The organism is Microbacterium tenebrionis (assembly GCF_020682665.1).
GTDB lineage: Bacteria > Actinomycetota > Actinomycetes > Actinomycetales > Microbacteriaceae > Microbacterium > Microbacterium tenebrionis.
In genome coordinates this window covers 1-19592 of record NZ_JAGTTM010000004.1, presented here as the reverse complement: position 1 = coordinate 19592, position 19592 = coordinate 1, and the positions used below count along the sequence as shown (strand labels likewise).

The following is a 19592-nucleotide window of genomic DNA, read 5'->3' as shown; positions in this document are numbered from 1 at the left end:
ATCACGCCCGAACGGGGTGACGCGCCGAGGCCGTGTTCACCCGACTGCCCGGCGTTGCAGCATCCGGCGGACGTGCTGCTCGATCTCGGCGTCGTCCACGAAACCCATCCGGGCGTACGGCGAGGCCTCTTCGGCTGCTGTCGGCGCCGGAAGGGTGACCGGCTGGGCCGGGGCCATCTGCGCCGCACGCCGACGGAGCTCGGCCATCCGCTCGGCGCGGAGGAGCTCTTGCTTCGCATCGATCTCGGCCCGTGCCGTCTGCGCCAGCGAACCGGTCACCTGCACCATCGGAGCCGGGAGCGGACGAGGTGTCCACGATGCGCGCCCCTGGTCGCGCAACGGCGGTGAGACGCGCGAGGCGGGTGCGGCGACGACCTCCGCTGCGGGACGCGCGAGTGCGCGGCGGGCGACGGATGCCATCTTCTGCAGCGCCAGAGCACCGGCGACCGCGGCCGCTGCGCCGACCCAGATCAGCACCTGCGAACCACCGGTCACGACCTGCCAGACACCGAGACCGGTGACGGCCGACCCGATGACGAGGACGGATGCCGCCACGACGCGCACCCGGCGACGAGCCCTTGCCTGGCGGACCACCGGATCCGCGCGCGTCGCGGCCAGTTCTGCACGCAGCTTCACGAGCTCGGCGGCCTCCTTCTCGGACTGCAGCCGCTTGGCGAGCTTCTGCTGGGCGAGCGCGGTGCGGGCGTTGAGCTCGAGGCGGACCTCTTCAGGCGTCTCGCTCGTCTCGGCCAGCACACGCAGCGCCTGGTTGAGGCGGACCGCATTGCGCTCGGCGGCGTTGTACTGGTACTTTCCGCGCCAGGACGGCAGCAGATAGAGCATCCAGAGCAGCACGGCGACGAGGACGATGACGCCCCCACTCAGCACCGGTCCGTTCATAGCCTCAACGGTATGCGACCGCGCGCCGCTCACCCGCGTGTCGCGGCGCGTGTCGCGCTCGGATACGACGGAATCAGATCGGCAGGCGGTCCGCTGGCGGGATGCTCGCGGCCTCCTGCGGGGCCCGCCCGTCGAGCCAGCGTGCGAGAACCCCCTCCGGCACGTCCTCGCGGGTCAGCGCGAACGCGTAGTGATCGCGCCAGTCGCCATCGATGTGGATGAACCGGCGGCGGAAGCCCTCGTAGCGGAAGCCGAGCTTCTGCACGACGCGCAGGCTCGCCGCGTTCTCGGGACGGATGCAGATCTCCATGCGGTGCAGCCCGTACTCGGTGAAGCAGGCGTCGGTGGCGAGCGCGACCGCGGTCGGGGTGATCCCGCGCCCCGCGAACCGCTCGCTCACCCAGTAGCCGATCGTGGCCGAGTTCAACGACCCACGGCCGACGCCCCAGACGTTCAACTGCCCGGCGATCTCGCCGTCATGCAGCATCACGAACGGGTAGCCCCCGCCGTCGCGGTACTGCTGCAAGAGCCGTCTGATGCTCAAGCGCATGTCGAACGAGGCGGAGCCGTTCGGCGCCGTCGCCTCCCAGCGCTGCAACCACGCGCGGTTCTCCAGCAGCTCGTGCTGGAGCGCGCGCGCGTCACGACTCCGGATGAGTCTCAGCTCGACCGGACCGTGACGGTGACCCTGCAGGATTTCCATCGCTCCTCGCAGCCGGACGGGCCTAGAGGCGCTCGGCGAACTCCTTGAGCCACGGCCGCAGGTCCGGGCCGAGGTCCTCACGGTCGGAGGCGAGCTGCACGATGGCCTTGATGTAATCGACCCGGTCTCCGGTGTCGTAACGGCGACCGCGGAAGACGACGCCGAAGACGCCGGGGCCCTCGGTGTCGGCCGCGAGCTCCTGCAGAGCGTCGGTCAGCTGGATCTCGCCGCCCTTGCCCGGCTCCGTGCGCTCGAGGATGGGGAACACCGAAGCCGGGAGCACGTAGCGTCCGATGACGGCGAGGTTCGAGGGCGCATCCTCTTTGGCCGGCTTCTCGACGAGGCCGGTGACGCGCACGATGTCGTCATCGTCGGTCCGCTCGACCGCGGCGGCGCCGTACATGTGGATGTTCTCGGGGTCGACCTCCATGAGGGCGACGACGGCTGCTCCGGTGCGCTCGTGCTCGGCCATCATCGTCGTGATGAGCGGGTCGCGGTCGTCGATGAGGTCGTCGCCGAGCAACACGACGAAGGAGCTGTCGCCCACATGCGTCTTGGCGCGGAGCACGGCGTGGCCGAGACCCTTGGGCTCACCCTGGCGGAGGTAGTGGATGTCCGCGAGGTCGCTGGACTTCATGACGCGCTCGAGGCGCTGCATGTCGCCCTTCTCCGTGAGCTTGACCTCGAGCTCGGGAACCGAGTCGAAATGGTTGGAGATGGCGTTCTTGTTGCGGCCGATGATGACGAGGATGTCGTCGATCCCGGCGGATGCCGCCTCTTCGACCACGTACTGGATGGCCGGCTTGTCGACGACCGGCAGCATCTCCTTCGGCATCGCCTTGGTGGCGGGCAGGAAGCGAGTGCCCAGACCCGCCGCCGGAATGACCGCCTTGATTGAATGCTTTCCCATCTGGCCAGCTTACTGGGGGACCAGGTCAGATCCGACACGTAGAATCGCAGCATGTCGCCTGACGTCGAACAAGCCAAGCGCGCGCTGCGCGCCGAACTGCGCGAGCGCCGGCAGCTGCTGTCCGACCAGCAGCGCGAGGCCGCGGCATCCGGCATCACCGAGCAGCTGGACGCGCTCATGACCGCACACGACGCGCAGTCGATCTCGTGCTTCCTCTCGACCACGACCGAGCCCGACACCCGGGAGTTCATCGCCGGAGCGGTGCGGCGCGGCATCCGCGTCCTGCTGCCGATCACCCGTGCGGACGGCCTTCTCGACTGGGCGGTCGCCGACGACTCCGACGAGGTGGCCGAAGGCCTGTTCGGCCTGCCGGAGCCCACCGGTGAAGTGCTCGGTCCGATCGCGGTCAACGACGTCGACATCATGATCATCCCGGCCGCCGCCGTGGACGCGGAAGGAACCCGCCTCGGGTGGGGGCGCGGCTACTTCGACAAGACCATCGGATCCATGGAGAGGTGCCCGCCCGTCTACGCGGTGACCTACGACTCCGAGATCCTCGACTCCCTCCCCCGGGAGCTGCACGATCAGCCGGTCACCGGCGTCGTGACGCCCACTCGCACCCTCCATCTGTCGCCTGCGCGACCCTGACCATCCCGAGACAGAACATGCCCACCTACGCCTACACCTGCACGTCGTGCGGCCACGCCTTCGACGCCGTCCAGTCCTTCAGCGAGGACGCCCTGACCGTGTGCCCCGAATGCGGCGGCGCACTGCGCAAGCAGTACGGGTCGATCGGTGTGACCTTCAACGGATCCGGCTTCTATCGGACCGATTCTCGGAGTGGCTCTGGCGGAAAGCCCAGTTCATCGGCATCATCGAAGTCGGAAACGTCGACGAGCGCCAAACCGGCACCCGCGGCGGCACCGGCCTCGAGCTGAGGTCTGAACATCACGGGGGGTTCCCATGATTCAGGGATTCAAAGAATTCATCACCAAGGGCAACGTCATCGACCTGGCTGTCGCCGTGGTCATCGGCGGTGCGTTCACGGCGATCGTCAATGCGGTCGTCGGGAGCATCATCAACCCGCTCGTCGCGTTGTTCTACGCTCCCAGCGAGGACGGCGTCGTCGGTCCGACGATCACCGGTCTCTACGGCCAGGAGGTCACCTTCCCCATCGGCGACCTGATCACCGCGATCATCAGCTTCTTCGCGGTCGCGCTGGTCGTGTACTTCGTGTTCGTCCTGCCGATGAACACGTACAAGGAGCGCCAGGCCGCCAAGAACCCGGCCGTCGAAGAGGAGACCCTGCCCACCGAGCAGGAGCTGCTCATCGAGATCCGCGACGCCCTGCGCAACGGCGCCGCCGGCACAGCACCACGTCTCTGACCACGAGCCTGACGTCGAAAGGGCTCCCGCGTTGCGGGGGCCCTTTCTTCTCGGCGCGTCAGTAGTGCGGCGGAACGTCGCGCAGGAGCTGCTCGTCGTTCGCGCCCTTCGCCCCTCGCTGCTCTGGGCGCGCCGACTTCGGCGGCACGTCGGGAGCCGGATCCGTCCCGGGAGCCGGCGTCAGCCGTGCTCGGCGGCTGCCGGGGACCCGGATGATCCGCTGACGCTCCCGTTCTGCGTCGTCCGTCGCGGCATCCCGATCAGGCATCGCCGGGGAGGTCGATCGGCTGGGTGTCGGTTTCCGCCCTGACCGCGTCGGCAGCGATCCCGAGGACGGCCGCGATCCGGGATGCCGCGGTGACCGGGTCGCTGTAGAGGTCGAAGGCGTGCACCCGGACGTAGTGCCATCCCAGGCGTCGCAGGACGTGCGGGCGCAGGCGCAGGCTCTCGCGCAGGGAGTCGCCCAGCGTCTCGGGGTCGGATTCGATCACGACGGCCTTGCCGCCGTGCTGCGCCACCAGCGGCAGCAGGCCGCGGTAGTCGACGTCGACGGATGCGCCCAGGCGTCGCAGCTCCCTGGCCAGCGCCAGTGTCAGCGGGTCGGCGAGGTCTTCCAGTCGCGAGTCGCGGGAGCGCGCGGCGAGACCGCCGAGAATCGACATGAGAGTGGCCGCGCCGTACTCGAGCCGCCCGTCGTCGAACGAGGACGGCCGGATCGACGATACGATCACCATCGAGCGGCGAGCGCGCGTCATCCCCACCGTCAGCAGCCGCTCACCGTCTGCGGTGGAAAGGTCGCCGAAGTCGCTGAGCACACGTCCGTGCTTGGTGAGGCCGTAGCCGAGCGAGAAGATCACGCGGTCGCGGCTCTCTGCCACCGACTCCTCGAGGGTGAGGACGGCGAAGGGCTCGGCGGTGTCGCGGCCGACGAAGTCGGCGACGTCCGACCGGCCGGCGAACGCGGTCGTGACCGCTGCGCGCACGCGCTCCGCATGGCGGGCGCTGGCGGTGATGACCATGAGCGATTCGTTCGGGCGGTGCACGGCATGCTCGACGACGAGCGTCACCACGCGCGCGACCTCGGCATCGGGGCTCTCGACGGCACCTGAGACCGGATCGGGAGCACCGACGCCGCCCTCGACGTAGTCGACCGTGAGGCTCCCGCGACCGAGGTAGGAACCGGCCCACGGCAGCGAGACGATCTCCCCTCCGTAGAAGGCGTCGTTGATGAGCTCGGCGAGATCCTCGCCGCCGGCGCGGTAGCTGCGCGTCAGCGTCATCACCGGCAGCAGTTCGGCCAGACGCTCGAACGCGGACGTCTCGTCGAAGGGAACCTCGGGCTCCCACTCGTCACCGGCATCCACGGCCATCTCGAACGGGGTCGGACGCTGCGTGACCGGGTCTCCGAACGCCACGATCTGGCGGGCGCGGCGGATCGCCGGGGCAGCCTCGGCGAGGTTGATCGCCGCGGCGTCCACGAGCAGTACGGTGTCGAACTCCACCGAGTCCGGGATCTCGGGAACGAGATAGGGCGACGAGATCCACGCCGGCGCCAGCACGTTCATGAGCGTCGGCGCCGCCGAGATGATCTCGGCCGTCGTCGGGCTGCCCTGGGTGAGCGCCCGGCGGAGGTTCTGCGATTCGTCCGGCTCGTCGACGATCGCGATGCGCCACTGGTTCGCCAGCTGCCAGGCGAGCAGGGGCCCAGCCATCGCCGCATGCGCCTCGTCGACCAGCCGGAAGTCGCGCTCGAGGCGATCGACGACGGCGGTGTTCGCGCCGAGCAGCGCCCTGTTGTCCTGCAGCGCGCGCTCGAGGAGCGACTGCCACCACGCGAACTCGAGCTCGTCGGCGACGCGGTCGTCGGCGACGTGGCGCACCGACAGGTCGGCGAGCAGCGGCTCGAGGCCGAGCGTTGCGAGCTCGTCACGGATCGTGGCGCGCTCGACGATGTTGTCGAACACGTCCGAGGTGGCTGCGAGCCCGGCGAGAGTGCGGACGAGTCGTTCGACCGACAGTGTCGCGAGCGGCTCGCGGCGTCCGAGCGCGGCATCCAGTTCGGACAGCTCGTCGGTGACGCGGTGCCATGAGGCGGAGACCTCTGCGAGGCCCAGCGGAACCTCGGGCGCGACGCCGGCATCGACGAAGCGCTGCCACTGCGTCCGCTGCTGCTGGATCCTCAGCAGCGCCTCGTGCATCTCGGGGATGTGGACTCCGGGGCGGACGTACTCCTTGGCGAGTCGGCGAAGACGCCGCCGGTTGGCACCGGACATCGCCGGGGCGTCCCGGCGCGAACCGTGGGCCTGGATGAGTTCGCCCAGTGGCCGTTCGAACACCGTCGGGCTGAACCGATCGAGCGAGTCGCGGATGCCCTCGAGCAGACCGAGGTACTCCCCCAGCTCGTCGATCGTGGAGAACGGGCGCATGCGCGTCTGCGAGATCAGCGCGTAGCCGCGCTCGAGCAGGTCGGGAACGCTCGTGGCGTGCAGGCGTCCGGCGAGTTCGTGCGCGGAGCGGGCGTCCTGCGTGCTGCGGAAGTTGACGCCGTACCAGGGCGAATCCCCCGGGCCGAACCGGAACTCTCCCAGGCGCGCCGCCTGGATGAGCGCGGATGCCGCGCGGCTGCGATCGCCGGCGAGCCTGCGCAACGTGTCGAAGCTCAGCCGCGCGGTCGTCGACGGCGGGGTCGGCAGCGACGCGAGTCGGGTGAGGTGACGCGTGGCGTCCAGAATCGTCGCATCCAGGCCCTCGATCGGCGCGCCGAGCGCCTTGCGGTAGTCGAGCAGCACGGAGCGCAGGCGCACGAGCGCATCGTCGACCTCGCTGACCTTCGGCGCCGTGGCCTTCTCGTTGCGTCCGATGGCGCGCACGAGGTCACGGCGGATGCTGCCGGGCGAGACAGCCAGGCTGTCGAGGCCGATCCCGCTGAGCCGGTGCCGGACACCCTCGAGTGTGGACCGCCGAGCGGAGACGACGAGCACGCGCCGGCCGGCGCGGACGAGCTCGCCCAGCGCGTTGATGACGGTCTGCGTGCCGCCGGTGCCCGGCAGGGTCGACACGACCAGCGAATGGCCGGCTGCGATCCGTGCGAGCACGGATTCCTGCTCGGCGTCCGCATCCAGGAGCAGCGTGTCCGAGGCGGGCGCGCGCTCATCCGGGCCCGTGACGTGCGGCTGCGGGCGCGACTCGGTTATCTGCTCGCGGTCCGCGACGTGACCGGCGAGCGCGTTGAGCACCCTGTGGTCGAGGCTGTTCCCGTCGCGCGACATGGATGCGCCGATGTCGGCGAAGGTCGACACGACGAGGCGCGGCAGCACCGTGAAGGTGTCGATCGACTGGGTCGCCGCGCGCAGGCGATCGATCACGGGCTGCGGCTTGAAGATGCCGCCGTCGTACGCGAGGGATGCCAGGGCCTCGGCGTCGATGGTGATGCCGAAGTGCTCGCGCGCGACGCGCACCAGTTCGGGGTTCACGAAGAACGCGCCCTGCAGCTTGAGCTCGTAGTCGGTGTGGTGTCGCCGGATCGCCAGCGGACGCAGCAGCACGGGTGCGGCGAAGTCCGCGCCACCGATCCGCCAGCTCGCGATGCCGACGGCGAGGTGCACGGCGTCGATCCCGCGAACCATGCGCAGCTCGGTGTTCTTCGCCGTGATGCGCTCGGCGGCCATCCGGGCCGTGCGGAGCCCGACCTCGTCGCGGAACAGGTTGGACAGCAGCGTCGACTTGCCGGTGATGAACTGCGGCAGGCTCCCGGGGTGAGCCTTCGAGATGTCGATGCCACCCTCCGGGGTGTCCCGGAAGGTGATCAGGGGCGAGCGTCCGCCGAGGTCGGCGGCCTCGGCGCGGAGCCTGGTGCGTTCGGCGTCGGCGACGTGTGCGATCACCACGGCGGAGGGGTCGCCCTGCTGGTCGCCGATCGTCATCGCCGCTTCCGCTGCTGCGGCATCCGCGGCCTTGTCTTCACGTCGCCACACATAGGACAGACTAGGCTCCGGCGCCCTGCGCACCCTGTATCCTGAGCGGGTTTCACCGGATTGATCCACTTTTCTTCCACATCGGAGGGTGTTTCGGTGTTTCTCCCCCACTCACGGATCAGCGCCTTCGCGGGAGTGGGGAACGCTTCAGAATGGGCCCATGACTTTCCGCTACGACTTCGCCCCCACTCCGTTCGGCGATGCGCTGGTCGTCTTCTCCGACGAGGGCGTCGTCGGCTTCGACCTCTCCGAATCCGCCGACCCGTCGGTGCCCTGGCTGCTCGAGGGCATCTCCAACAGGCTCCGCGCCGTGCCCGTCCCCGACCCGGGTGCCGCTGATGAACTCGCCCATCTGCTCGACGACTACTTCGCCGGCGCTCCGGTCGCCTTCGACGAGCACCTCCGATTCGACTGGCGCCTCGCAGACGGTTTCCATCGCACGGCGCTGCAGACGATCCTCACGATCCCGTGGGGGCAGACCATGAGCTACGGCGAGGTCGCCGTGCTCGCCGGCAGCCCCGGCGCCGCGCGAGCCGTCGGCACGGCATGCCGGATCACGCCGTTCTCGATCATCGTGCCGGTGCACCGGGTGGTGCGTTCGGACGGATCAGCCGGTCAGTACGGCGCTCACCCCGAGCGCAAGCGCTACCTGATCGATCTGGAGCGCGGATAGACGACGGGAACCCCCGGCGTGTGGGCCGCCGGGGGTTCCCGTCATCGTCGCCTTGGAGGCGACGGTTCAGTGAGAGCGATGGGTCAGTGCTCGACCGCCTTCTCGGCGCCGAAGCCGGTGAGCGAGCGCACCTCCATCTCCGCTGCCAGCTCTCTGGATTCGGGCACTCGGCTGGTGACCGTGCCCAGCCAGCCGAGGATGAACCCCAGCGGGATCGAGACGATGCCCGGGTTGTTCAGCGGCCAGACGGCGATGTCGATCGTCGGGATCATCGAGGTCTCGGATCCCGAGAACACCGGTGAGAGCACGATGAGGATGATCGCCGAGCCGAGTCCGCCGTACATGGCCCACACGGCTCCGCGGGTGTTGAAGCGGCGCCAGAACAGCGAGTACAGGATCGTCGGCAGATTGGCGGATGCCGCGACCGCGAAGGCCAGGGCGACGAGGAAGGCGATGTTCTGCCCCTGCGCCCCGATGCCGCCGACGATCGCGAGGATGCCAATGACGACCACGGTGCGCCGGGCCACCTTCACCTCGGCGTTCGGGTCGGCGTCGACGGGCGTGCCGTCGGCCTTCTTCCGGCCCTTCTGGATCACGTTCGCGTAGATGTCGTGCGCGAACGACGCCGCAGCCGTGATCGTGAGACCGGCGACGACCGCGAGGATCGTCGCGAACGCAACAGCCGAGATGAAGCCGAGCAGCAGCGGACCGCCGAGGTACTGCGCGAGCAGCGGTGCCGCGGAGTTCACACCGCCGGGGGCCGCCTGGATCACCTCGGGCCCGACGAGAGCGCCTGCTCCGTAGCCGAGCACCAGGGTGAGCAGGTAGAACCCGCCGATGAGCCAGATCGCCCACACCACCGAGCGCCGGGCCTCCTTGGCCGTCGGCACCGTGTAGAAGCGCATCAGCACGTGCGGCAGTCCGGCGGTGCCGAGGACGAGGGCCAGGCCCAGCGAGACGAAGTCGAGCGGGTTGGCGCCGTACTGCAGCCCCGGCGCGAGGATCGCGTCGCCCTGCGGAGAGGCCTCGACCGCCGATTCGAGGAGGGTGTTGAGGTTGAAGCCGTTGATCGCGAGCACCCAGATCGTCATGACGAGCGCGCCGCCGATGAGCAGGAAGGCCTTCACGATCTGCACCCAGGTCGTGCCCTTCATCCCGCCGATCAGGACGTAGACGATCATGAGGACGCCGACGACCGCGATGACCACGGACTGTCCGACACGGCCGTCGATGCCCATGAGGAGCGAGACGAGGCCGCCGGCGCCGGCCATCTGCGCGAGCAGATAGAAGAAGCACACGGCCAGCGTGGTGATGGCTGCCGCCATCCGGACCGGACGCTGCTTGAGGCGGAACGAGAGCACATCGGCCATCGTGAACTTGCCGGTGTTCCTCATCAGCTCGGCGACCAGCAGCAGGGCAACCAGCCAGGCGACGAGGAATCCGATCGAGTACAGGAAGCCGTCGTAGCCGTTTACGGCGATGGCACCGCAGATGCCGAGGAACGATGCGGCCGAAAGATAGTCGCCGGCGATCGCGAACCCGTTCTGCGGGCCGGTGAACGATCGCCCCGCCGCGTAGTAATCCGCAGCGGTCTTGTTGTTGCGGCTGGCGCGGATGACGATGAAGAGCGTCACCGCGACGAACGCGGCGAAGATCGAGATGTTCAGAACAGGATTGTTCTCACCGGCGGGTGCGGCTGCGAGATGGACCACGTTCATGCTCGGGCCTGCGCATTCTCGAGTTCTTCACGGATCTCCTGCGCTTTGGGGTCGAGCTTTCGATTCGCGAAGGCGACGTAGGCCATCGTGATGGCGAATGTCGTCACGAATTGACCCAATCCGAGCAGCAGCCCGATGGTGATATGTCCCCATACCCGCTGGCCCATGAATTCCGTCGCGTAAGCGCCGAGCAGGACGTACACGAAATACCAGATCAGGAACAGCGCGGCGAGCGGAAAGATGAACGAGCGCTGCGTTCTCTTCAGCGTTTGGAAGCGAGGGGATTCTTCGACGGCGATGTAGTCGATTCCCCCCGCCGATTCCTCCGGGATACGGTCGGTCATGCGGCCTCCTTGCCTCATGCGGATCGTCGCGCGGCAGTGGGCCCGCGAGTGGTAGGGTCGACGCTACGACAGGGGCGACGAGGCTGTCACCCCCGAAAGTCGGTACCCCGAGGAGCCCACGATCGCGCTTGATCCGGACGCTGATCTCGTCGCACAGGCCGTGCGCGAGCTGGCTCAGCGCACCCGGTTCCCCGTAGCCTTCGGCGGGCTGTTCGAAGACGGCGGGGTGACCGTGAGCAGCATCGTGGGCACTCGCACTCACAGCATCGAAGGACTCCGCGTGCGCCCCCAGCTCGGGCTCGGCGGGCGCGCGATGCTCGAGCTGCGCCCGCGGATGACCAGTGACTACGGGGCATCCCAGCAGTTCACCCACGACTATGACGGCTACATCCTCGGCGAAGGCCTGCGCACACTGCTGGCGATCCCGATCGTGGTCGACGGCCGCGCCCGGGGAGTGCTGTACGCGGGTGCATGGCGGGACACCCTGGTCGGGGGCGTCACGACGGCACCGGCGATGACCGTCGCGAACCAGATGGCGGCCGAGTTGCGCATCCGCGACGAGGTCGATCGACGTGTGCGGGCGCTGCCTGCCGCTGCGTCGACGTTCACGCCCGCGGATCGGGAGGAGCTTCGTGAGAGCTTCGCCGAGCTGCGCAGCATCTCCGCCGATGTCGACGACGCGCAGCTTCGCGAACGGCTGGCGCGTCTGGAGAACCGTCTCCTCGCCCTCGCGAGCGACGACGCCACGGCTGCGGCGCCGATCACCGCGCCGATCCCGACCGTGCGTCTCTCCCCCCGTGAGAAGGACGTGCTCGCGTGCGCCGCTCTCGGGTCGACGAATGCGGAGGTCGCGGCCCGGTTGGGGCTTCGCGAAGGCACGGTGAAGGCGTATCTGGGAACGGCGATGTCGAAGTTGGATGCCTCGACGCGCCACGCCGCGGTTGCGAGAGCGCGGCGTGCCGGAATTCTCCCCTGATTCCGATCGTTCCGTATTCCGCAATACCGCAACCGACATTGTCTGCGCCATTTCCAGTGCGTATGCTGGCGGAATGGCCCGACGCATTGTGCACCAGCTCGTAGACGATATCGACGGAACCGTTCTCGGAGTCGGAGAAGGCGAGACCGTGCATTTCTCGCTCAACAGCACCGCTTATGAGATCGACCTGACGACAGAGAATGCCGACGCTTTCCGCGAGGCGCTCGAACCGTACATCGCCGGCGCACGCCGCGCATCGGCATCCTCCACTCGTACCGGGTCGACGAGGAAGCGGTCGACCGGATCGCCCGAGACGGCGGCGATCCGCGAGTGGGCGAACGACAACGGCCACAAGGTCTCCGAGCGCGGACGCATTCCGGCCGCCGTCATCGACGCGTACCGCGCCGCCCACTGACCGGCACGTCCTCAGAGGTCGCCGCTGGCTCACCGCAGGGGGCGACCTCTTGTCGTGTCCGCGACGCCCACCGGATCAGAGATAGGCTTATCTCTCGCCAGGCTAACGAAACGAGGGCGAGCCATGTCACAGGACACCCGATCCACCGCCCGCACGCGTGTGCGGCGACGCTCCTGGGTGCGCGTGCTCCTTCCCGCCCTCCTGATCGTCGGCTGGTTGGTCGCTGCCGGCATGGGCGGCCCGCTGTTCGGCAAGGTCGACGAGGTCTCATCGAACGATCAGACGAGCTACCTGCCGTCCTCGGCCGACGCCACGCAGGTGCAGCAGCGCCTCGGAGAGTTCACCGACTCCGACGCCGTGCCCGCCGTGGTCGTGTTCGTCAGCGACGATGCTCTCGACGACGACCAGCTCGCCGCGATCGACGACGCGATCGCGGATGCGCCCGACCTCGAGGGCATCGCCGACGAGGTCTCCCCCGGCATCCGCTCGGATGACGGCATGGCTGTGCAGGCTTTCATCCCCGTCTCCGCCGACGCCGACCTGGGCGACACGGTCGAAGCCCTCGCCGGGGTGCTTGCGGACGCCGCGCCAGCAGGTGTCAGCGTCTATGTCACGGGTCCCGCCGGTTTCTCCGCCGACCTCGTCGCCGGCTTCGCCGGGATCGACGGGCTGCTCCTGGGCGTCGCACTCGCCGCCGTCCTCCTGATCCTCGTCCTGGTCTACCGGTCGCTGCTGCTGCCGGTGGTCGTGCTGTCCACGAGCCTGTTCGCCCTGTGCGTCGCCCTGCTGGTGGTGTGGTGGCTGGCCAAGTGGGAGATCCTACTGCTGAGCGGTCAGACGCAGGGAATCCTTTTCATCCTCGTGATCGGCGCCGCCACGGACTATTCGCTGCTGCTCGTCGCGCGGTTCCGGGAAGAGCTGCGACACACCGAGGACAAGGGCGCGGCGATCGCCGCCGCGTGGCGGGGTTCCCTCGAACCGATCGCGGCGTCCGGCGGAACGGTCATCGCAGGGTTGCTGTGCCTGCTGCTCAGCGATCTGAAATCGAACAGCACGCTCGGCCCTGTCGCATCCATCGGGATCGTCTTCGCGATGCTGTCCGCGCTCACGCTTCTGCCTGCCCTGCTGTTCGTGTTCGGTCGGGCCGCGTTCTGGCCGCGGCGTCCGGCATTCGAGCCTGATCGGGTCGATACCGAGCACGGGGCCTCGGGCACCGGGGCCTGGGCGCGACTCGCCCGGGTGATCCGGCGCCGCCCGCGCCTGATCTGGATCGTCACGTCGCTCGTGCTCCTCGCCGGGGCTGCCGGGGTCACGCAGTTGAACGCGTCGGGGGTGCCGCAGTCCGACCTCGTGCTGGGCGCTTCGCAGGCCCGAGACGGCCAGGTGGCGCTCGGCGAGCACTTCCCCGGCGGTTCGGGCAGTCCCGTTTACGTGATGGTCGCCGAGGAATCGCTGCAGGATGCGGCGGACGTGCTCCTCGCGAGTCCCGGGATCGACGGCGTGACGGTCACGTCGTCGGATTCGCCCAGCGGAACGGCGGATGTGACGTCCGAGGGCATCTCGGCCTTCGGCCCGCCGGGCACGCCGGCGCCCGAGCCGACGGTCGTTGACGGGGATGTGCTGCTGCAGGGCACGCTGACCGATGCGGCCGACTCGGATGCTGCCGCCCAGACGGTACGCGATCTGCGTCAGGACTTCGATGGCGCCGACGCTCTCGTCGGCGGAGTCACAGCGACCCAGGTCGACACGAACGATGCGTCGATCCACGACCGCAACCTGATCATCCCGCTGATCCTGGGGGTGATCCTCGTCATCCTCATGCTGCTGCTGCGCTCCGTGCTCGCGCCCGTGCTGCTGGTGCTGACGACCGTGCTGTCCTTCGGCACGGCGATGGGCGTGTCCGCCCTGGTCTTCAACGGCATCTTCGACTTCCCGGGCGCCGACCCGGCCGTCCCTCTGTACGGCTTCGTCTTCCTCGTGGCACTGGGGATCGACTACAACATCTTCCTCATGACTCGCGTGCGCGAGGAGTCGCTCAAGCACGGAACGCGCGAGGGCGTGCTGCGGGGGCTGACCGTCACGGGAGGTGTGATCACCTCGGCAGGGCTCGTGCTCGCGGCGACGTTCGCGGCCCTCTCGGTCATCCCGATCCTGTTCCTCGTGCAGCTGGCGTTCATCGTCGCGTTCGGCGTGCTGCTGGACACGTTCGTGGTGCGCTCGCTGCTCGTGCCTGCGCTGACGTACGACATCGGCCGAGCGATCTGGTGGCCGTCGCGCCTCAGCCGCGGCGAACGCTGACCGCGTCGCTTCGGGTCAGACGAACGCGGGGATCGTCGACACGACGAACCCGATGACGCCGATTCCGGTGAACACGGCGCCCAGCGCGAACAGCATCCGGCGCGCCGAGGGCGGATGCAGGCGAGCATTGCGCGGATCCCTCGAGCTCACGAAACCCTGATGCCAGTCGTCCGCGATCCGCTCGCGCGACGTCAGCGGGCGCTCGTGGAAGTCACCGGCGGCGAACCAGCGCGCGATCGGAACGCCGTCGCGTTCGATCACGGCGATGTCGATCCGCTCCCATCGTCCCTCGGCGAGCGCGACCATCCCCGCGATGACCAGGAGCGGGATGCCGATCCCCAGCCCGACCCACGAGAGCACCTCGCCGACGACGGCGAGGGCGTCGATCGGGGTCATTCGTTCATCGTAGGGCCACGACTCACCCGCGGACGCACCACCCGGATTGTCGAGCCCTGTCGACGACTGGCTAGACTTGTCGGGCCAGCCTCTGTAGCTCAATGGAAGAGCAGTTGCGTCCTAAGCAAACGGTTGGGGGTTCGAGTCCCTCCAGGGGCACCGCCTCTTTTTCGCTCTGACCAGGGATTTCTTCTGAGGTCAGACCACAGAAACGCTATTCTTGGCCGCATTTTGGCCGCATTTGAATCTCCTATGAGGCCGAAAAGGGGTCGCAGACGAGGCCCGACAGGGGGCTTCATCGAGCGTTTTCAGACGCCGAAAACGGGCATCACGCCCGTCGCGTGGGCCGTCGCAGAACTGAGCAATCTGCTCTCGGCACTCACGTCGGTCGGGCGTAGCGTTTCTGCGGTCCCGTCGGCAGCGCGATCAGCGGCATCGCGGCGTTGAGCCGCAATGCGACCGCATCCAGATCGTCGTCGAAGAGATCGGCGTACGTGTCCAGGGTCATCGCCGCCGACGCGTGCCCGAGCATCCGCTGCACGGCCTTCACATTGGCGCCCGAGCTGATCGCCAGCGAAGCCGCGGTGTGCCGAAGGTCGTGTGGTGTGACCCGCGGGATCGACGGGTCGATCTCCTGCGCCCGACGGACCGCGTTCGCGAACCAGCCCTGCGCGCCCGAGTTGCGCATGTGGTTGACCCCGTCGCCGAACAGCAGGCCCTCGGGCCCCTTGCCGGCGCACGCCTGCTCGATCATCGCAGCCAGACGCTCGGGGTACGGCACCGAGCGCTTCTCGTGCGTCTTGGGCGTGCCGACATGGATCTCGTACGCGATCATCACCGCGTTCTCCTCGATCACGAAACGCCGGCGCAGCCGGTTGACGCTGCGCACCCGCAACCCCGTCGCCTCTCCCCAGCGCAGACCGGTGTACGCCAGCGTGAGAACGAGCGTCGGATGCGCCGAGCACGCCGCCAGCGTCGCCACCTGGTCGTGCGTGAGATACACGCGGCGCTTGCCCGGCCCCTTCCGAGGAAGGCTGCGGATATGACGGGCCGGGTTGCTCGCGAGACAGCGATCGTCGATCGCGACATCCAGGATGCCGGCGAGGACGCCGAGAGCGCGCAGCACGACGGTGCGAGATCGCTGCGTGGCAAGGTCGGACACCCAGTCCTGGACTTCCGAGCGCCGGATCGACCAGATCTCCCGCTCAGCCCAGACCGGAGCAACGTGGTTCTTCCACGCCCGCTCGTGCGTCGTGTAGTACGACGGCTTCGACATCGGCGGCCGCTTGGAGCGCAACCAACTGTCCGCGACCAAGAGAACTGGAACGCGGGACGTGGACGGATCGACGTACTCGCCCTTCGACTTCGACATCGTCACTAGCGACAGGTACAGCTCCGCGTCCCGCATCGTCGTGAAGCCGCGCTTCTGAGCCTCGGAGCGATCCGGCTTGCGATAGCGAACGCGGTACCGACGACCGTTCACCGTTTCATACGACGTGATGGTGCCCATCTCGACCTCCGATCGATGCCGGCCCGATGGTCAGTATCCGCCTAGTCTCGGACACCCGCTCGGCACCGTAGCAGCCGTTCGACGACGAGCACTGCGCCGTGCCCGATCGCTGGGGCGGCTGATTGTCGGAGCGGGAAGCCGTGAGGTAGACCTTGCCCCCCCCGTTACTTTCTTCGTAGCCGTCCGGCGAGCAGGCTGGGCGGTGGCAGCCTGCCGGGCTCGGCATGATTGGTCCCCCCTGTCCTCGATGATCCGGGGGGTGTTGTCACCGAGCCTGGTTGGCGGTGGGTGATCGCTGATAGGGGCCAGGCCCGAGCACGCTCGAGGTCGTTCGTAACGTGGATGCCGAGACGCACCGTCGCAGCTGTCGTTCCCAATCGAACGGAGGAGCAGTGGTCACACAGATTGAGAACTACGACCAGGTCGACGTGTTCGTCGGGCTCGATGTTGGCAAAGGCGAGCACCACGCAGTCGCTCTCGACCGGACCGGGACGAAGCTCTACGATCGGGCGCTCCCGAACGACGAGCGACGACTCCGAGCCGTGCTCGCCGACCTTCAGAAACACGGCGTCGTGCTGCTCATCGTGGACCAGCCAGCAACGATCGGCGCGCTACCTGTCGCCGTCGCGCAAGCCGCGGGCGCCTTGGTCGGCTACCTTCCAGGGCTTGCGATGCGACGCATCGCCGACCTGCACCCCGGCGAGGCCAAGACCGACGCGCGAGATGCCGCGATCATCGCGGAGACCGCGCGGACGATGCCGCACACTCTGCGGTCGATCCAGGTCACCGACGAGCAGGTGGCCGAGCTCACGATGCTCTGCGGGTTCGACGACGACCTCGCCGCCCAGATCACCCAGGTCGGCAACCGCGTCCGAGGACTGCTCACTCAGATCCATCCTGCGCTGGAACGCGCGGTCGGGCCACGGTTAGATCACCCCGCGATTCTCGATCTCCTGCAACGCTGGCCGTCCCCGGCCGAGTTACGCTCGGCCGGGGAGAAGCGGATCTCGACGCGAATGCTGAAACTCGCACCCCGCAAGGGCCGAGATTGGGCGCACGAGATCGTCGTTGCGTTGGGCGAGCAGACCGTCGTGGTCACTGGCACGAACGCGGCCGCACTCGTGGTCCCGCGCCTTGCCGCACAGCTCATAACGCTTCGCCGTCAACGTGACGACGTCGCGGCGGAGGTCGAGAAGCTGGTCGATGCGCACCCTCTTCAGCCCGTCCTGACGAGCATGCCCGGAGTCGGCGTCAGGACCGCAGCCAGACTCCTTACCGAAGTATCCGGCAAACACTTCCCCACCGCCGGCCACCTCGCCGCTTACGCCGGTCTCGCCCCCGTCACCCGCCGATCCGGGTCGTCGATCCGCGGCGAGTACTCGTCCCGCCGCGGAAACAAGGTCCTCAAGAACGCGATGTTCCTCTCGGCATTCGCCGCACTCCGCGATCCCGAGTCCCGCGCCTACTACGACCGCAAGACAGCTCAGGGCAAGCGCCACAACCAGGCATTACTCGCTCTCGCCCGTCGCAGGTCTGACGTCCTCTACGCCATGCTCCGCGACGGCACGCTTTACCAGTCGTCACCGAACCGAGCACTGGCATGATTCGATCGCCAACGACATCCGGGCCACGGCGATCTCAGCGCCGTGGCCCCAGAGGCCCTACTTGCCGTTCGGTGGAGGCGGAATCGGAACGGGGATGGAGAACGTGAGCGGAAGCCCGATAGCAGCTGGATCGATTCCCTGCGCTGAGCGGATCATGGTGCGGCGTCCACGATCGTGCTCTCGATCGCGGTCAGCGACACTTCCTGATTGAGCGTCCACCCGAAGAGAGTCGCACCTGCCAGAGCGCGCTCTCCGATCACGAGACCCGTGTTCGGGTCGATGATGATCTCCTGCCGCTCACCTGCCCGGAACGGTTCGTTCCGGCCGATCGCGACGCCGGTCACGCCATCGAGATTTGCGACGTCGTCGGTCGCGGTCACGCCAGGGATGCGCGAGAGGGCATCGAGCAGGGCTGCTCGGGGCGCCGCGGGCACGAGGCCGGAGCGAAGGATGTCCGCGATCCGTACGAAGTTGTCTTCGTCGCGCGATGCAGATCCTCCGTTGTATTGGCCGTCGATCCACTCGTAGGCGGCGGCGCCGTCGGTCGGGATCTCGGCGTAGTCCACGTTCACCCACGAGTACACCGGATCGTAAAAATACCCGCCAACCGCCCGCGTTGTCTCGATTGACTCACCCGTCAGCACACCCTGCATGTTGCCCCAGTCGCGGTAGAGCACCCACTCAGCCGCAGGGTCAGCAGGCATATATACGTCGAGGATCTGGTCGTTCGGTTCGCACTTGTCCTGTTGCGAGCCGTCGCCCACCATCTCGCATGCCTGCCAGCGCGCATGGGTGCGTGCACGGAGATACTCCCCGGACCCCGGAACGAGGTCGGCGTACTGGATGGTTTGTGTCGCGGCAGTTCGCAGAACTTCACTCGCGTAGGCGCTCGTCGCGTCCAGAGTCACGTTCCCCACGACAAGAGCGCCGGTCAGCACCGCTGCAACTCCTGCCGTTGCCCACGACAGCGCCGGGAGCAACCGTCGCTTCCTCGCGGCAGGGCGCGCCGTAGTGACGTTCCCCGCCTCCTGCGCCACGTGGTTCAGCAGCGCTGCCCGCCCTGCGGCCAGCGCCTTCGGGGTTGGTTCGCGGCTGTCGTCACGAGTGCTGCGGAGCAGTGTCAACTCGTCCATGATCCGTCTCCTGTTCGAGGGTTGTGATGCCCGCGGCGCGGCGTAACTGGCGCCGCGCGCGGTTGAGTCGTGAGCGCACCGTTCCCACCGGAACCTGCATCGCCGCGGCGATCGACGCATAGTCGAGATCGCCCCATGCATAGAGCAGCAGCGTGTCGCGATCCCCGTCTGAAAGCCGGCGCAACGCCTTGCCTAGGCGCCGACTCAGACGTTCAGCATCGATGCGGGACCCCGCCTGCTCGATGAAGTCCGGCACGATCTGCGCCGCCATGTCCGCAGACAAGCCCTTCCATGCCACCGCTTCGACTCGATCGTGCTTGCGCATCAACCGAGTCGCAATACCCAGTAGCCATGGCCGAGCATCGCTGACGGAAACGTCGTAGGCCGACCGCCGCTCAAACGCAACCAAAAAGGTTTCCGACATCACGTCATCCGCGACGTGGTCACCCAGCCGCTGCGCTACATACCGGTACACAGACCTCGCGTGGCGATCGAACAGCATCGCGAACACAGCCGGCTCTCGCGCCGAGGTCAAGCCCCAGGAAGTGGTGTAGCGGTCGGTGATCCTTCTGTTGTTGGTGTCGGTTAGGCGCTGAGCTCGAGGACGGTGTCGGTATTCACCTCGTTTCCGTTGTCGGCAACGAGAGTGAGG

The 19592-nt window shown here is 68.0% G+C and carries 19 protein-coding genes and 1 tRNA gene; 9 read left to right on the top strand and 11 right to left on the bottom strand.

What is annotated here, in order from left to right:
• Positions 1–36 precede the first annotated feature (36 nt).
• The 3 genes from KEC56_RS10945 to galU form a co-directional block, all read right to left on the bottom strand.
• On the bottom strand, positions 37–900 hold the full coding sequence (locus KEC56_RS10945) for a hypothetical protein (protein WP_227530977.1): 864 nt from the start codon (positions 898–900) through the stop codon (positions 37–39).
• A gap of 73 nt (positions 901–973) precedes the next feature.
• Positions 974–1603: a GNAT family N-acetyltransferase gene (locus KEC56_RS10940; protein WP_227530976.1), complete on the bottom strand. Its 630-nt coding sequence runs from the start codon at positions 1601–1603 to the stop codon at positions 974–976.
• A 22-nt stretch (positions 1604–1625) separates the two neighbouring features.
• Positions 1626–2513, bottom strand: coding sequence for a UTP--glucose-1-phosphate uridylyltransferase GalU (galU, locus tag KEC56_RS10935; RefSeq protein ID WP_175985461.1), 888 nt, complete (start codon positions 2511–2513; stop codon positions 1626–1628).
• Between the two features lie 51 nt (positions 2514–2564).
• Here galU and KEC56_RS10930 point away from each other — a divergent pair, with 51 nt between their 5' ends.
• Genes KEC56_RS10930 through mscL form a run of 3 tightly spaced genes read left to right on the top strand, consistent with a single transcriptional unit; the run spans position 2565 to position 3899 of the window.
• A complete protein-coding gene (locus tag KEC56_RS10930; protein ID WP_227530975.1) occupies positions 2565–3161 on the top strand; it encodes a 5-formyltetrahydrofolate cyclo-ligase in 597 nt (198 codons plus the stop codon).
• Between the two features lie 17 nt (positions 3162–3178).
• A complete protein-coding gene (locus KEC56_RS10925) occupies positions 3179–3451 on the top strand; it encodes an FmdB family zinc ribbon protein (RefSeq protein WP_227530974.1) in 273 nt (90 codons plus the stop codon).
• Positions 3452–3476: 25 nt separating this feature from the next.
• Entirely contained in the window at positions 3477–3899 is a 423-nt protein-coding gene (mscL, locus tag KEC56_RS10920) for a large conductance mechanosensitive channel protein MscL (RefSeq protein ID WP_175985458.1), read from the top strand.
• Between the two features lie 58 nt (positions 3900–3957).
• Here the strand turns inward: mscL and KEC56_RS10915 are convergent, their stop codons facing one another.
• Positions 3958–4167 carry a hypothetical protein gene (locus KEC56_RS10915; protein ID WP_227530973.1) on the bottom strand — a complete coding sequence of 70 codons (210 nt, stop codon included), beginning with the start codon at positions 4165–4167 and terminating at the stop codon, positions 3958–3960.
• Positions 4160–7822 carry an AAA family ATPase gene (locus tag KEC56_RS10910; protein ID WP_227531091.1) on the bottom strand — a complete coding sequence of 1221 codons (3663 nt, stop codon included), beginning with the start codon at positions 7820–7822 and terminating at the stop codon, positions 4160–4162. The genes KEC56_RS10915 and KEC56_RS10910 overlap by 8 nt, the downstream gene beginning before the upstream one ends.
• Positions 7823–8033: 211 nt before the next feature.
• Between KEC56_RS10910 and KEC56_RS10905 the strand changes: the two genes are divergently transcribed.
• Entirely contained in the window at positions 8034–8546 is a 513-nt protein-coding gene (locus KEC56_RS10905) for a methylated-DNA--[protein]-cysteine S-methyltransferase (RefSeq protein WP_227530972.1), read from the top strand.
• An 83-nt stretch (positions 8547–8629) separates the two neighbouring features.
• Here KEC56_RS10905 and KEC56_RS10900 read toward each other — a convergent pair whose 3' ends face one another.
• Both KEC56_RS10900 and KEC56_RS10895 read right to left on the bottom strand, forming a co-directional pair.
• Positions 8630–10264, bottom strand: a complete 1635-nt coding sequence (locus KEC56_RS10900; protein ID WP_227530971.1) for a monocarboxylic acid transporter — start codon at positions 10262–10264, stop codon at positions 8630–8632.
• Positions 10261–10608 (bottom strand): DUF485 domain-containing protein, encoded by a 348-nt coding sequence (locus tag KEC56_RS10895; RefSeq protein WP_175985454.1) that lies wholly within the window; start codon positions 10606–10608, stop codon positions 10261–10263. Before KEC56_RS10895 ends, KEC56_RS10900 begins: the two co-directional genes overlap by 4 nt.
• Before the next feature lie 160 nt (positions 10609–10768).
• Between KEC56_RS10895 and KEC56_RS10890 the strand changes: the two genes are divergently transcribed.
• The 3 genes from KEC56_RS10890 to KEC56_RS10880 all read left to right on the top strand — a co-directional run bounded on the left by KEC56_RS10890 (position 10769) and on the right by KEC56_RS10880 (position 14297).
• A complete protein-coding gene (locus tag KEC56_RS10890; RefSeq protein WP_227530970.1) occupies positions 10769–11584 on the top strand; it encodes a LuxR C-terminal-related transcriptional regulator in 816 nt (271 codons plus the stop codon).
• Positions 11585–11657: 73 nt separating this feature from the next.
• On the top strand, positions 11658–11999 hold the full coding sequence (locus KEC56_RS10885) for a histone-like nucleoid-structuring protein Lsr2 (protein WP_175985453.1): 342 nt from the start codon (positions 11658–11660) through the stop codon (positions 11997–11999).
• Between the two features lie 123 nt (positions 12000–12122).
• Positions 12123–14297, top strand: a complete 2175-nt coding sequence (locus tag KEC56_RS10880; RefSeq protein ID WP_227530969.1) for an MMPL family transporter — start codon at positions 12123–12125, stop codon at positions 14295–14297.
• A gap of 15 nt (positions 14298–14312) precedes the next feature.
• On the opposite strand, the gene KEC56_RS10875 is transcribed toward KEC56_RS10880, so the two are convergent.
• On the bottom strand, positions 14313–14693 hold the full coding sequence (locus KEC56_RS10875; RefSeq protein ID WP_227530968.1) for a hypothetical protein: 381 nt from the start codon (positions 14691–14693) through the stop codon (positions 14313–14315).
• Positions 14694–14780: 87 nt separating this feature from the next.
• Between KEC56_RS10875 and KEC56_RS10870 the strand changes: the two genes are divergently transcribed.
• Positions 14781–14852 (top strand) — tRNA-Arg (locus tag KEC56_RS10870).
• A 220-nt stretch (positions 14853–15072) separates the two neighbouring features.
• On the opposite strand, the gene KEC56_RS10865 is transcribed toward KEC56_RS10870, so the two are convergent.
• A complete protein-coding gene (locus KEC56_RS10865) occupies positions 15073–16203 on the bottom strand; it encodes a tyrosine-type recombinase/integrase (protein WP_227530967.1) in 1131 nt (376 codons plus the stop codon).
• 404 nt (positions 16204–16607) lie between these two features.
• Here KEC56_RS10865 and KEC56_RS10860 point away from each other — a divergent pair, with 404 nt between their 5' ends.
• A complete protein-coding gene (locus KEC56_RS10860) occupies positions 16608–17807 on the top strand; it encodes an IS110 family RNA-guided transposase (protein WP_227531090.1) in 1200 nt (399 codons plus the stop codon).
• 152 nt (positions 17808–17959) lie between these two features.
• On the opposite strand, the gene KEC56_RS10855 is transcribed toward KEC56_RS10860, so the two are convergent.
• Positions 17960–18940, bottom strand: coding sequence for a CU044_5270 family protein (locus KEC56_RS10855; protein ID WP_227530966.1), 981 nt, complete (start codon positions 18938–18940; stop codon positions 17960–17962).
• Positions 18906–19592 (bottom strand): RNA polymerase sigma factor (locus KEC56_RS10850; RefSeq protein ID WP_227530965.1); only part of this gene is annotated, 687 nt, incomplete at its 5' end. The genes KEC56_RS10855 and KEC56_RS10850, both read right to left, overlap by 35 nt.